This window comes from Mycobacteriales bacterium, assembly GCA_030697205.1.
In the GTDB taxonomy this organism is placed as follows: domain Bacteria; phylum Actinomycetota; class Actinomycetes; order Mycobacteriales; family SCTD01; genus JAUYQP01.
Window position 1 is genome coordinate 1 of record JAUYQP010000050.1, and the last position, 12,735, is coordinate 12,735.

At 72.2% G+C, this 12,735-nt stretch carries 12 protein-coding genes; 6 read left to right on the forward strand and 6 right to left on the reverse strand.

Translation table 11 applies throughout. The features are described 5' to 3' along the window. The 6 genes from Q8R60_17000 to Q8R60_17025 form a co-directional block, all read left to right on the forward strand. On the forward strand, positions 1-766 hold a 766-nt coding region (locus Q8R60_17000; GenBank protein ID MDP3714173.1), incomplete at its 5' end, for a thiamine pyrophosphate-dependent enzyme. Then, positions 766-1,740, forward strand: a complete 975-nt coding sequence (locus tag Q8R60_17005; GenBank protein MDP3714174.1) for an alpha-ketoacid dehydrogenase subunit beta — start codon at positions 766-768, stop codon at positions 1,738-1,740. The genes Q8R60_17000 and Q8R60_17005, both read left to right, overlap by 1 nt. Beyond that, positions 1,740-3,185 (forward strand): dihydrolipoamide acetyltransferase family protein, encoded by a 1,446-nt coding sequence (locus tag Q8R60_17010; protein ID MDP3714175.1) that lies wholly within the window; start codon positions 1,740-1,742, stop codon positions 3,183-3,185. The genes Q8R60_17005 and Q8R60_17010 overlap by 1 nt, the downstream gene beginning before the upstream one ends. A gap of 83 nt (positions 3,186-3,268) precedes the next feature. Next, on the forward strand, positions 3,269-3,418 hold the full coding sequence (locus Q8R60_17015; protein ID MDP3714176.1) for a hypothetical protein: 150 nt from the start codon (positions 3,269-3,271) through the stop codon (positions 3,416-3,418). 69 nt (positions 3,419-3,487) lie between these two features. Then, positions 3,488-5,665 (forward strand): sialidase family protein, encoded by a 2,178-nt coding sequence (locus tag Q8R60_17020; protein MDP3714177.1) that lies wholly within the window; start codon positions 3,488-3,490, stop codon positions 5,663-5,665. 11 nt (positions 5,666-5,676) lie between these two features. Then, complete coding sequence (locus Q8R60_17025; protein MDP3714178.1) at positions 5,677-7,455, forward strand: NHL domain-containing thioredoxin family protein; 1,779 nt, start codon at positions 5,677-5,679, stop codon at positions 7,453-7,455. A gap of 9 nt (positions 7,456-7,464) precedes the next feature. Here the strand turns inward: Q8R60_17025 and Q8R60_17030 are convergent, their stop codons facing one another. From Q8R60_17030 to Q8R60_17055, 6 genes are all read right to left on the reverse strand, one after another. Further along, a complete protein-coding gene (locus tag Q8R60_17030; protein ID MDP3714179.1) occupies positions 7,465-7,701 on the reverse strand; it encodes a hypothetical protein in 237 nt (78 codons plus the stop codon). Then, positions 7,698-7,841, reverse strand: coding sequence for a hypothetical protein (locus tag Q8R60_17035; GenBank protein MDP3714180.1), 144 nt, complete (start codon positions 7,839-7,841; stop codon positions 7,698-7,700). Before Q8R60_17035 ends, Q8R60_17030 begins: the two co-directional genes overlap by 4 nt. A gap of 363 nt (positions 7,842-8,204) precedes the next feature. Next, positions 8,205-8,423 (reverse strand): DUF6458 family protein, encoded by a 219-nt coding sequence (locus Q8R60_17040; protein MDP3714181.1) that lies wholly within the window; start codon positions 8,421-8,423, stop codon positions 8,205-8,207. A gap of 214 nt (positions 8,424-8,637) precedes the next feature. Beyond that, entirely contained in the window at positions 8,638-10,476 is a 1,839-nt protein-coding gene (locus tag Q8R60_17045) for an acyl-CoA dehydrogenase (protein ID MDP3714182.1), read from the reverse strand. A gap of 115 nt (positions 10,477-10,591) precedes the next feature. Further along, positions 10,592-10,987, reverse strand: coding sequence for an ATP-binding protein (locus tag Q8R60_17050; protein MDP3714183.1), 396 nt, complete (start codon positions 10,985-10,987; stop codon positions 10,592-10,594). Between the two features lie 75 nt (positions 10,988-11,062). Continuing rightward, entirely contained in the window at positions 11,063-12,652 is a 1,590-nt protein-coding gene (locus Q8R60_17055) for a peptide chain release factor 3 (GenBank protein MDP3714184.1), read from the reverse strand. Positions 12,653-12,735 lie beyond the last annotated feature (83 nt).

Below are 12,735 nucleotides of genomic sequence, written 5' to 3' on the forward strand. Positions count from 1 at the left end.
CGACCAGGGTGCCTGGGACCCGAACGCGCACAACTTCGCCAACTACACGATCGTGATCGGCGCGCAGACGCTGCACGCGACCGGCTACGCGATGGGCGTCCAGCGCGACGGCGCGGTCGGCACCGGCGACCCGGACCGCGACACCAGCGTGGTGGCCTTCTTCGGCGACGGCGCCTCCTCGCAGGGCGACGTGAACGAGTCCTTCATCTTCGCTGCGTCGTACAACGCGCCGGTGGTCTTCTTCTGCCAGAACAACCAGTGGGCGATCTCGGAGCCGATCGAGCGCCAGTCGCGGATCCCCCTCTACCAGCGGGCGAACGGCTTCGGCTTCCCCGGCGTACGGGTCGACGGCAACGACGTGCTCGCGGTGTACGCCGTCACCCAGGCGGCGCTGCAGTACACCCGTGAGGGCAACGGCCCGATGCTGGTCGAGGCGTACACCTACCGGATGGGCGCGCACACGACCACCGACGACCCGACGCGCTACCGGATGAGCGAGGAGCTCGAGTACTGGAAGCTGAAGGACCCGATCGCCCGGCTGAAGGTCTACCTGACCCGGCAGGGGCTTGCCGACCACGCCTGGTTCGACGAGGTCGAGGGCGAGGCCGACGAGATCGGGGCACGTCTGCGTGACGGCTGCCGGGCGCTGCCCGACCCGACCCCGCTGAGCATCTTCGACCAGGTCTACGCGGAGCAGACAGCCGAGCTGGCCGAGCAGCGCGATACCTTCGCGACCTACCTCGCATCGTTCGAAGGGGCGCACTGATGACGAAGGTGACTCTGGCCAAGGCCCTGAACGCCGGCATCCGCAAGGCGATGGAGACCGACCCCAAGGTGCTCGTGATGGGAGAGGACGTCGGCAAGCTCGGCGGCGTCTTCCGCGTCACCGATGGGCTGCAGAAGGACTTCGGCGAGGACCGCGTCTTCGACACCCCGCTCGCCGAGAGCGGCATCATCGGGACCGCGATCGGCCTCGCGATCCGCGGCTACCGACCGGTCTGCGAGATCCAGTTCGACGGCTTCGTCTACCCCGCCTACGACCAGATCGTGTCGCAGCTGGCGAAGATGCACGCCCGCTCCGACGGGATCGTTCGGCTGCCCGTGACGATCCGGATCCCCTTCGGTGGTGGCATCGGCGCGGTCGAGCACCACAGCGAGTCGCCCGAGGCCTACTTCGCCCACACCGCCGGGCTCAAGGTCGTGTCGTGCTCCAACCCGGTGGACGCGCACTTCATGGTCCAGCAGGCGATCGCGTGCGACGACCCCGTCATCTTCTTCGAGCCCAAGCGGCGCTACTGGGAGAAGGCCGAGGTCGACATGACGGCGGTGCCCGACCCGCTGTGGCAGGCCCGCGTCGTGCGGCCGGGCACCGACGTGACGCTGGTCGCCTACGGCCCGATGGTGAAGACCTGCCTCGACGCGGCCACGGCCGTCGAGGGCGAGGGGCGCTCGCTCGAGGTCATCGACCTGCGCTCGCTGTCGCCGCTGGACTTCCCGGTCGTCCTCGAGTCGGTGCGGCGCACCAAGCGGCTCGTGGTCGTCCACGAGGCCCCGTCGTCGGTGGGCCTCGGCGCGGAGATCGCGGCGCGGGTCAGCGAGGAGCTCTACTACGAGATGGAGGCCCCGGTGCTGCGCGTCACCGGCTACGACACCCCCTACCCGCCGTCGCGGGTGGAGGAGGACTACCTGCCCGACCTCGACCGGGTCCTGCACGGCGTCGACCGGTCGCTGGGGTTCTGATGACGCGGGTCCGTGACTTCGCGCTGCCCGACCTCGGCGAGGGCCTCACCGAGGGCGAGATCCTGCAGTGGATGGTGCAGGTCGGTGACACCGTCACCCTCAACCAGCCGATCGTCGAGGTGGAGACCGCCAAGGCCGCGGTCGAGGTCCCGTCGCCCTTCGCCGGGGTCGTCACCGCCCTGCACCACCCGGCCGGCGCGACCGTCGACGTCGGCGCGGTCATCATCTCCTTCGACACCGACCCGGGAGCCGGCCCGTTGCCCGTGACGGCCGCCGCCTCTCACGACGAGGTGACCGAGGGCCTGTCGACCCCCGCGCCGGCCTCGCCTGCCGGGGCCGAGGGCGCCCTCATCGGTGAGGTCGGCCCGACCGGTCGCACCGCGACACTGGTGGGCTACGGACCCAAGTCGGTGACGGCAGTACGCCGCCCGCGGTCCGGCGCCGCCCCCGTCGCCGCGCCGCCCGTCGAGGTCGCTCCCCCGCCTCCTCCGGCCACCGCCGCGCGGGTCTCGGCGGCCGCGGTCGGCCAGGCCGCCGCCCAGCAGGCCGGCGCCCACCCGGTGCTCGCGAAGCCGCCGGTCCGCAAGCTCGCCAGGGACCTCGGGGTCGACCTCGCGACGGTCGTCGGCACCGGCCCGCAGGGCTCGGTCACCCGCGCCGACGTCGAGGCCGCGGCAGACAGGTCCACCTTCACGGCCACCGCGCCGGCAGCCGCAGTCGCGTCGTACGACCCTGTGACCCGGGAGCGCCGGGTGCCCGTCAAGGGGGTCCGCCGGATGACCGCGCAGGCGATGGTCGCGAGCGCCTTCACCGCGCCGCACGTCACGGAGTTCATCACTGTCGACGTCACCCCGACGATGGAGCTCGTGCAGCGGCTTCGGGCGCTGCCGGACTTCGACGGCGTCAAGGTCACGCCGCTGCTGCTGGTCGCCAAGGCGCTGCTGCTCGCGGTGCGCCGCAACCCCGACATCAACGCGACCTACGTCGGTGAGGGTGACGACGCGGAGATCGTGGTGAAGGACTTCGTCCACCTCGGCATCGCCGCGGCGACCCCGCGCGGGCTGCTCGTGCCCAACATCAAGGACGCGGACTCCCTAACCCTGGTGCAGCTCGGTAGGGCGCTGCAGGACCTCGTCGCGACCGCCCGTGAGGGGCGTACCACCCCGGCCGACATGGCGCGCGGCACCATCACGATCACCAACGTCGGCGTCTTCGGCGTCGACACCGGCACACCGATCCTCAACCCCGGGGAGTCGGCGATCCTGTGCTTCGGTGCGGTGCGACCCATGCCGTGGGTGCACGAGGGCGAGATCTGCATCCGGCAGGTGACCCAGCTTGCGCTGTCGTTCGACCACCGCGTCGTCGACGGCCAGCTCGGGTCGCAGTTCCTCGCCGACATCGCCCGGGTGCTCGCCGACCCCGCGACGGCTCTCGCCTGGTCGTGACGCACGGCACGGCGCAGAACGGCACACATCCTCGCTCGACCGGTGTTGCAGCAGGTGCACACCCGCTCGTCGAGGAGGACGACATGACCGCCCTGCGCCACCTGCTCAGCACCCGTCTCGAGCACCACCACCAGCACGCCACCGAGCGCGCGCTGCTGCGCGCCGCGTCGCGCGCCTCCACCCCGTCGGCCCGTCAGGAGCTGCTCGTCCTCGAGTCGCTGTCCCACCGGTAGGCAGGTGCCGCCTGGGTCGGCGGCGAAGGGAGCGGGGACCGGACCGGCTCCTGCTGCCAAAGGCCCCCCGTGCATCGCTACCGTCGCGCCTCGGCGCTGCTCGCCGTCAGCGCTCTCGCCGCGCTGACCATCGCCCTGACCCCGTCCGCGACCGCGGCGCCGACCGGTCCGCCGGCCGTCACCGGCGGTGCGACGCAGGCATGGAAGGCCACCCCCTACGTCGACCCGCTCACGGTGCCGGTCGGCGCGGGCACGACCTACTACCTGACGGGTGGGCCGGGCGACGAGCTGGCCAAGACCAGCGGCGCCCCGACGGCGAGCTTCAGCACGACCAAGCCGACGTCGACGACCGACGGGCTGCAGCTGACCCAGCCGCTGTCCGCCGACGCGGACTCGCCGCGCAGCCCCGGGACCGCCTTCTGGGAGGGCCCCTTCAGCGGCACCATCTCGGGTCCCGTGAGCCTGACCCTGTACTGGTCGACGGCCAACGCGACCGCGACGCTCGTGCCCGGTGACAACGTGGCGGTCCGGGTCTTCGCCGACCCGGGTGCCGAGACCGAGGCCCTGATCGGCTCGGGCACCGCGAGGGTCACCGCAGTCGGCGCGGAGCCGGTGGCGGTGACCTCGACCGTCGAGGTCAAGGGCACGGTCGCGTCGAGCCTGCTCCTCCAGGTCACCCCGCTCTACGCCGACGCCGGCCAGGACCAGCGCGTCTACTACGGCGGCACGGCCACTCCCGCGCGTTTCGTCATCCCCCTAGGCGCCGTGCCCGCGCCGGTCCCACCCGCCACGATCCCCGTGACCGGCGTCGAGCCGCTCGCCCTTGCCGCGACCTACATCGGGCGCAAGGCATCGGAGCCGACCCTGGGAGTTACCCAGGCAGGCAACGCCTTCATCACCGCGGCGGACTTCGACGGCATCAGCCCGGCCAACCCCCGCACCCTCATCTACGCCAGCTACGACGGCAGCACGACCTACGAGGACGTCACCCCGGTCGTGGCCGGTCAGACCTACCCACCGGCCACCCTCGACCCCTACATCTACGTCGACCAGGAGACCAACCGCATTTACTCCGACGACCTGCTCGTCGGCTGCTCGCTGCTGCAGTGGTCTGACGACGAGGGCAAGACCTGGAGCATCGGCAACCCGCTCGCCTGTGACGGCCCGGTCGACGACCACCAGACAATCGTGGTCGGCAACCCGCCGCCGGGACTGCCGACGGTGGGCTACCCCAACGTCGTCTACTACTGCGTCAACAAGATCGCCGACGCGCAGTGCGCCCGCTCCCTCGACGGCGGGACGGTCTTCACGCAGAGCGGCGCCCCCGCCTTCCTCGGTGTCTCCGCCGGGAGCAACGACGGGGACGGCACCTCGACGAGCCCGGGCGTCTGCGGTGGCCTGCACGGCCACATCACCACCGACGTCGCGGGCCGCCTCTACCTGCCGAAGGGTCACTGCGGCAACCCGTGGCTCGCGGTGAGTGAGGACGGCGGCGCGACCTGGCGGCAGACCCTGGTGCACCCGATGTCGACCGCGCACACCCAGACCGCCGTCGCCACCGACAAGGCCGGCAACGTCTACTACGTCTGGTGGCAGGCCGGCACGAACCTGCCCTACATGGCGGTCTCCACCGACGCCGGCCTGACCTTCGGACCGGCGCTGCTGATCGGCCCACCCGGCCTGCGGGCCGTCAACTTCCCGAGCGTCGACGCCGGCGAGCCGGGCCACGTCGTCATCTCCTACCCCGGCACGACGGTCACGGACCCGACCAACCCGGCGCGGGCCTGGAACTACTACGTGCTCGAGTCGACCGACGCCCTGGCGGCGCAGCCGGTCTTCCGGTCCGCGACGGCCAACGCGTTGGCCGACCCCGTCCACCGCGGGGTCTGCCTCGGGCGGTGCGCCGGGATGTATGACTTCCTCGACGTCATCTACTCGCCCGCCGGGGAGATCTGGGGCGCGATGGTCGACACCTGCACGAAGGCCTGCGCGGAGCTCGGCCCGGCAGCGACCGAGCTCGCCGCGGCCGAGCGGCCGACCGACGCGCAGGGCGTGGTGGTGCGCGAGCTCGCCAACCGGGCCGAGGCGCCGGTCACGCGACCGGTCACGGGGCCGGCTGCCCAGCCGCCGGCGGCCCAGCCGGTCACCCTCCCGACGACGGGCAGCGGACCCGCGCTCCCGCTGGCTGCGGCCGGTCTGCTGGCGCTGGCGGCGGTCGCCGCGCACCGCAAGGGCGCCGCTGCCTAGAGTCGTGCGGCGTGACTGCCCCTCGCGCCGCCCGTGTCCGTGCCCCTGAGCTCGAGGGGGCCGGTGGCTGGATCGGCACCGACGCGCCGTTGACCCTGGCGGGGCTTCGCGGCCGCTTCGTCCTGCTCGACTTCTGGACCTACTGCTGCGTCAACTGCCTGCACGTCCTCGACGAGCTGCGGCCGGTCGAGGCGCGCTTCGCCGACGTCCTCGTCGTCATCGGCGTGCACTCGCCGAAGTTCGCCCACGAGGCCGACCACGGCAGCGTCGTCGCGGCCGTCGAGCGCTACGAGGTTCATCACCCGGTGCTCGACGACCCCGAGCTGCGGACCTGGAAGCAGTACGCCGTGCGCGCCTGGCCGACGCTCGTGCTCGTCGACCCGGAGGGCTACGTCGTCCACGTCGCGAGCGGCGAGGGCCACGCGGAGGGGCTGGCCCGGCTGCTCGAGGAGCTCGTCGCGGAGCACGACGCCAAGGGCACCCTGCGCCGCGGCGACGGCCACTGGGTCGCGCCCGAGCCGCCGGCGACCGACCTGCGCTTCCCCGGCAAGGCGCTGCGGCTGCCCGACGGGACCCTGCTGGTCAGCGACAGCGCTCGGCACAGCCTGGTCGTGCTCGACGGCGAGACCGTCGTGCGCCGGATCGGTGACGGGACCCGGGGCCTCGTCGACGGACCGAGCCCCCGCTTCAGCGAGCCGCAGGGCCTGGCGCTGCTGCCCGACGGCACCGTCGTCGTCGCCGACTCCGTCAACCACGCCCTGCGGCGCCTCGACCTCGCGACCGGCGAGGTCACCACCCTGGCCGGCACCGGCCGGCAGTGGCGACCCGGCGAGCCCACGGCCGGGCCCGCGCTCGAGGTCGCGCTGTCGACGCCCTGGGACGTGGCGTGGTGGGACGGCGAGGTCGTCGTGGCCATGGCCGGCACCCACCAGCTGTGGGCGCTGCGCGACGGGGAGCTGCGGGTGCTGGCGGGCACGACGGGCGAGGGGCTGCGCGACGGTGACGCCCTGTCGGCCTACCTCGCCCAGCCGAGCGGTCTGGCCGCCGGCGCCGACCGGCTGTGGTTCGCCGATGCGGAGACGAGCGCGCTGCGGTGGTACCGCGAGGGCGAGGTCGGCAGCGCGGTGGGCACCGGGTTGTTCGACTTCGGCCACCGCGACGGCCCCGCCGCGCAGGCGCTGCTCCAGCACCCGCTCGGGGTCACCGCGCTGCCCGACGGCTCGGTCGCGGTGTGCGACACCTACAACGGTGCGGTGCGGCGCTACGACCCCGCGCGCGACGAGATGACCACCCTGATGACCGGTCTCTCCGAGCCCAGTGACGCCGTCGTGGACGGTGAGCACCTGCTGGTCGTCGAGTCGGCCGCGCACCGCGTCACGCGGCTGCGGCTGCCCGACGAGGCGCTCGTCGTCGACGGGGTCGCGCAGCGCACGCAGCGACCGGCCCAGGACGTCGCTCCGGGACGCGTGCAACTCGCCGTCGTCTTCGAGCCGCCGCCGGGACAGCACCTCGACGAGCGCTACGGCCCGTCGACCCGGCTGGTCGTCAGCGCCTCGCCGCCGGAGCTGCTCCTCGAGGGCGCCGGCGCCGCGACCGACCTGGGGCGCGAGCTCGTGCTCGCCCCGGGCGACGGCGTCCTGCACGTCGCCGCGACCGCCGCGTCCTGCGACGACGCGAGCGGCCCCGACGAGCACCCCGCCTGCCACATCACCCAGCAGGACTGGGGCATCCCGGTGCGGGTGGTCGAGGGCGCACCTGTCGAGATCGGCCTCGTCCTTCGCGGGATCTAGCCGCCTGCGCTACGGGAGCGCGCGCACCTCGGTGTCGTAGCGGTCCACCTCGTGCTGGGCCAGCGCCCGCGCGGCGGCGAAGGACTGCGTGGAGCTGGCCCGCTCGACGAGCAGCTCGCGGCACGCGGCGACGACCGGCTGCAGGTCGGCGTGGGCCGCCACGACCGCCCGCCTGCGATCCTGCCCGCCGAGCCAGTAGCCGCCGCCCAGCGACGCGATCACCAGCAGCGGGAGGAGCAGCCTCACTGCCTGGGCTCGACGACGGCAGCGCCGTACGACGGCTGGGAGGGGTTTTGGGCGCGCTCGATCGCGAGCGCGCGCAGGTAGCCGTCGATGCCGAGCACCTTGATCCGCTCGGCGATCTTCGCGGTCTCCGCCCGCTGCACCGCGATCTGCGCGCTCCGTCGCGAGCTTGTCGGCTGCCGCCTTGGCCTCGGCCGCGCGGGCTTGGGCGACCTGGGTCTGCTCGTTGGTGACGGCGTCCTTGAGGGCCTGCGGCGGCTCGGGCTGGGAGATGGTGAGGGCGAAGCTCTGGAAGAAGTCCTCCTCGCCGTCGGTCTGGCGGTCCACGAGCACGGGCAGCGCGTCGACGACCTCCTTCTCCCACTGCGGCCTTGACCTCGGGGGAGTTGTAGAGCTCGCGCCAGGTGTACTTCTGGGCCGCGCGGTCCATCGCGGTCCTGCCGGGCGCTCCCCGTGCACACCGAAGGCCCGCCACGGGGGGTGGCGGGCCTTCGGTCGAGGGGGTCCTAGAGGACGTCGCGCTCGCGGGTCACGACGCGCTCGCTGCCGACGACCTCACGGTCGCGGCGGCCGAAGACGAGGGTGGTCATGAGCAGGCCGAGCGCACCGGCCGCCATGAGGATGTAGCCGACCGCCGTGAGGTCGACGCCGTTGATCGCGTCGGTCACCGCGAAGGCGAGGACCGCTCCGAGCGCGAGCAGGAAGACGCTGGCACCGATACCCATGAGACTGCCCCGTTCAGGTCGTGGCGACAGGTCTCTGTCGCGCTGACAAAGGGATACCCGCGGGTCCACCCCCGGCAAACGCCTTGCCCCGGGTGACGCGCGCCGCACCGGCTCTCACGTCGTACGACGTGGTGCTCGTGGGCTCGACGCGCAACGGGCCGCACCCCGTCGTGGGGTGCGGCCCGTTGCGGTGTCGGTGCCGACGCGAGTGGCGCTAGAAGGCGGCCTCGTCGATCTCCATGAGCGAGAGGTCCGTCGCCTCGGCGATCGCGCGCTGCGCGGTGAGGGCCGGCAGCACGTTGGCGGCGAACCAGCGGGCCGCAGCGACCTTGCCCTCGTAGAACGCCTTGTCGCGACCGCTGGCGGCCGGCAGCTTGTCCAGCGCGACCGCGGCCTGGCGCAGCAGCAGCCAGCCGATGACGACGTCACCGAGCGACATGAGGACGCGGGTGGTGTTGAGGCCGACCTTGTAGACGTTCTTGGGGTCGTCGACCGCGCTCATCAGGTCGTTGACGAGGTGGCCGACGATCGCCTGTGCGTCCTCGAGCCCGGTGCCGAGCAGCTCGCGCTCCCTGAGCAGCGCGCCGTTGCCGGTCGGGTACTCACTGGCCCCCTTGGCGAACTCGGTGATCTCCGCGGCGAGCGCGCCGAGCGCCTGGCCCTTGTCCCGCACGATCTTGCGGAAGAAGAAGTCCATCCCCTGGATCGTCGTTGTGCCCTCGTAGAGGGTGTCGATCTTGGCGTCGCGGATGTACTGCTCGATGGGGTAGTCCTGGGTGAACCCAGCGCCACCGAAGACCTGCAGCGAGGTCGCGAGCAGCTCGTAGGCCTTCTCCGAGCCGTAGCCCTTCACGATCGGCAGCAGCAGGTCGTTGAGGCGGACGGCGAGATCGTCGGCCTCCCCGGCGTGGGCGGCGAGCTCGATGCGGTCCTGCACGGTCGCGGTGTAGAGCACGAGGGCGCGCATGCCCTCTGCCCAGGCCTTCTGGCGCATGAGCATGAGGCGCACGTCGGGGTGGTTGATGATCGTCACGCGCGGCGCGGTCTTGTCGGTCATCTGCGTGAGGTCGGCGCCCTGGACACGCTCCTTGGCGTAGTCGAGCGCGTTGAGGTAGCCGGTCGACAGCGTCGAGATGGCCTTGGTGCCGACCATCATCCGGGCGTACTCGATGACCTGGAACATCTGCGCGATGCCGTCGTGGACCTCGCCGACGAGGGTGCCGACGGCGGGGTGCTTGTCGCCGAAGGTCAGCTCGCAGGTCGTGGAGACCTTGAGCCCCATCTTCTTCTCGACACCGGTGACGTAGGCGCCGTTGCGCTCGCCGAGCTCACCGGTCTCGAGGTCGACGTGGAACTTCGGCACGAGGAAGAGCGACAGCCCCTTGGTGCCGGCCCCATGGCCCTCCGGGCGGGCGAGGACGAGGTGGAAGATGTTCTCCGGAAGGTCCCACTCGGCGCTGGTGATGAAGCGCTTGGTGCCCTCGATGTGCCAGGTGCCGTCGGCCTGCTGCTTGGCGGTCGCGCGACCGGCGCCGACGTCGGAACCGGCGTCGGGCTCGGTGAGCACCATCGTGGCGCCCCAGCCCTTGTCGATGGCGAGCTCGGCGAAGCGCTTCTGGTCGGCGGTGCCGTTGCGGTGCAGGATCTGCGCGAAGGCCGGGCCCGCCGCGAACATGTAGATCGCGGGGTTGGAGCCGAGGACCAGCTCGGAGAAGGCCCAGATCAGCGAGGGCGGTGCGCCCATGCCGCCGAGCTCGGCGGACAGCGGGAAGCGGTCCCAACCGCCGGCCTGGTAGGCGCGGTAGCTCGCGAGGAAGGACTCCGGCATGGTGACCGTCGAGGTCTCCGGGTCGAAGACCGGCGGGTTGCGGTCGGCGTCGGTGAACGACGCGGCCAGGTCGTTGGTGGCGAGCCGCTCGGCCTCCTTCAGGACGTCGCGCGCAGCGTCGACGTCGAGGTCGGCGAACGGGCCCTGGCCCAGGGTGGCGTCGGCACCGAAGACCTCGAAGAGGTTGAACTCGATGTCGCGCAGGTTGCTCTTGTAGTGGCCCATCGTGCGGTCGCTCCTGGTAGGACGGGGCTCGCTGAGCACGGCTGTTACCCGCGAGTAGGTCCAGGGTGCTACCCGCTGGTAACAATTGCAAGCGCGAGGACGGGTGACACCCGGGTCACCCGTCGACGGACTCCTGGGTGAGCAGCGCCCAGACCGTCTTGCCGCCGCCCGGGTGGCGGTCGACGCCCCACGAGCGGGCCAGGGCCTCGAGCAGCACGAGGCCGCGCCCGGTCGAGGCGAGCGACGGTGACTCCCGACGGGCGGGCTGGCCGTCGGCGAGGTCCCGCACCGCCACCATCACCCCGTCGCGCTCCTGGACGAGCGTGACCTCGAGCGGGGTCCGCGCGTGCAGGACCGCGTTGGTGACGAGCTCGGAGACGACGAGGGCGGTGGCGTCGACGAGGGCGTCGCAGTCCCAGTCGCGCAGAGCAGCGACGACGCCGTGACGGGCGCGGGGCACTGCCTCGGCAGCCGACGGCAGCGCCATCTGCCAGGTCGCCTGCACCGTCACCTCCGCCGCTCCGTCCTGTGGTCCCCATCACGGTGTGCCCGCTGGAGCGAGATGCACCCATTCGGGTGACGGGGGTCAGCTGCTGGCGGCCACGAGGTGCTCGAGGACGACGCCGTCGTGGTCGCGCTCCACCCGGGAGACCCGCCACGTGCCGGCGAACACTGCGAGCAGCTCGCCGTCGGAGGCGCGCTCGAGGACCTCGACGCCGGACTCGCTGTCGAGGACCTTCTGCCACTCCCGGGTCGTGCGCCGGGCGAGGGTGTACTCGAGCCGGTCGAGGCGCACCGGCGCGGAGAACTCCCCCGCCATCCGGTGCTCCACGACCTCGAACTGCATCGGACCCACGGCCGCGAGCACTGGTGCCTGGTCGCCACGTCGGTCGGAGCGCAGGACCTGCACGACGCCCTCCTGCTCGAGCTGCTCGATGCCTCGGCGGAACTGCTTGTAGCGACCGGAGTCCTGCGCGCGGCAGACCGCGAAGTGCTCGGGGGCGAACGACGGGATCGGCGGGAAGGTGACCTTCTGCTCGACGTAGAGCGAGTCGCCGACCCGCAGCGAGCTGGCGTTGACCAGGCCGACCACGTCGCCGGGGTAGGCGAGGTCGACGGTGACGCGCTCGCGCCCGAAGACCTGCTGGGCGTACTTCGTCGCGAACGGCTTGCCGGTCGAGGAGTGGGTCACCACCGACCCGCGCTCGAAGACGCCGCTGCAGACCCGGATGTAGGCGAGCCGGTCGCGGTGGGCGCTGTCCATGCCCGCCTGCATCTTGAAGACGAACGCCGAGAACGGTGCGTCGACCTTGCGGGCCACGCCGTCAGCGTCCTCGCGGGCGGTCGGGGCGGGGGCGTGCTGCAGCAGGACGTCGAGCAGCTGCCCGACGCCGAAGTTGAGGACCGCCGAGCCGAACAGCACCGGGGTCGTCGTACCTGCCAGGAAAGTCGCCTGGTCGTGGTCCTGGCCCATCTCGGTGAGCAGCTCGCTCTCCTCGACCGCGGTGGTCCAGGCCTCGCCCTGCTCGGCCAGGGCGCGCTCCGCGCTCATCCGCTCCTCGGGGGCGAGGGTCGCGCCGCCGGCGGTGCGGGTGAAGCGGATGAACTCGCCGGTGCGGCGGTCGAGGACCCCGCGGAAGTCACCCGCGATGCCGACCGGCCAGGTCAGCGGGGTCGGGAGCAGGCCCGTGCGGGTCTGGACCTCGTCCATGAGCTCGAGCGGCGCGAGACCCGGGCGGTCCCACTTGTTGACGACGGTCAGCACCGGAACGCCCCGGTGCTTGCACACGTCGAACAGCTTCATCGTCTGCGGCTCGAGGCCCTTCGCGGCGTCGAGCAGCATGACGGCGCTGTCGACCGCCGCGAGCACGCGGTAGGTGTCCTCGGAGAAGTCGGCGTGGCCGGGGGTGTCGAGCAGGTTGACCACGGCTTGGCCGTACTCGAACTGCAGCGCGGCTGAGCTGATCGAGATGCCGCGCTGCTTCTCGATGTCCATCCAGTCGCTGACGGTGCTCTTGCGGCCGGCCTTGCCGTGGATGGCGCCGGCCTCGTGGATGACCCGCGCGTGCAGGGCCAGTGCCTCGGTGAGCGTGGACTTCCCGGCATCGGGGTGGCTGATCACGGCGAAGGTGCGACGACGCGCGGCCTCCTGCTGCACGTCGAGCGGGGTGGTCATGGCTCCATTCTCGGGTACGACGGGGACGGCGGGTCGCGAGGTCTGTCGGAGTCGCGCGTTGCAGGGGGGTCTGCTCGCCACCG

Excerpts from the sequence above, each read along its gene's own strand:
- Q8R60_17005 (MDP3714174.1), top strand. The coding sequence starts at position 766 with ATGACGAAGGTGACTCTGGCCAAGGCCCTGAACGCCGGCATCCGCAAG.
- Q8R60_17010 (MDP3714175.1), top strand. The coding sequence starts at position 1,740 with ATGACGCGGGTCCGTGACTTCGCGCTGCCCGACCTCGGCGAGGGCCTC.
- Q8R60_17015 (MDP3714176.1), top strand. The coding sequence starts at position 3,269 with ATGACCGCCCTGCGCCACCTGCTCAGCACCCGTCTCGAGCACCACCAC.
- Q8R60_17040 (MDP3714181.1), bottom strand. The coding sequence starts at position 8,423 with ATGGGTATCGGTGCCAGCGTCTTCCTGCTCGCGCTCGGAGCGGTCCTC.
- Q8R60_17045 (MDP3714182.1), bottom strand. The coding sequence starts at position 10,476 with ATGGGCCACTACAAGAGCAACCTGCGCGACATCGAGTTCAACCTCTTC.
- Q8R60_17055 (MDP3714184.1), bottom strand. The coding sequence starts at position 12,652 with ATGACCACCCCGCTCGACGTGCAGCAGGAGGCCGCGCGTCGTCGCACC.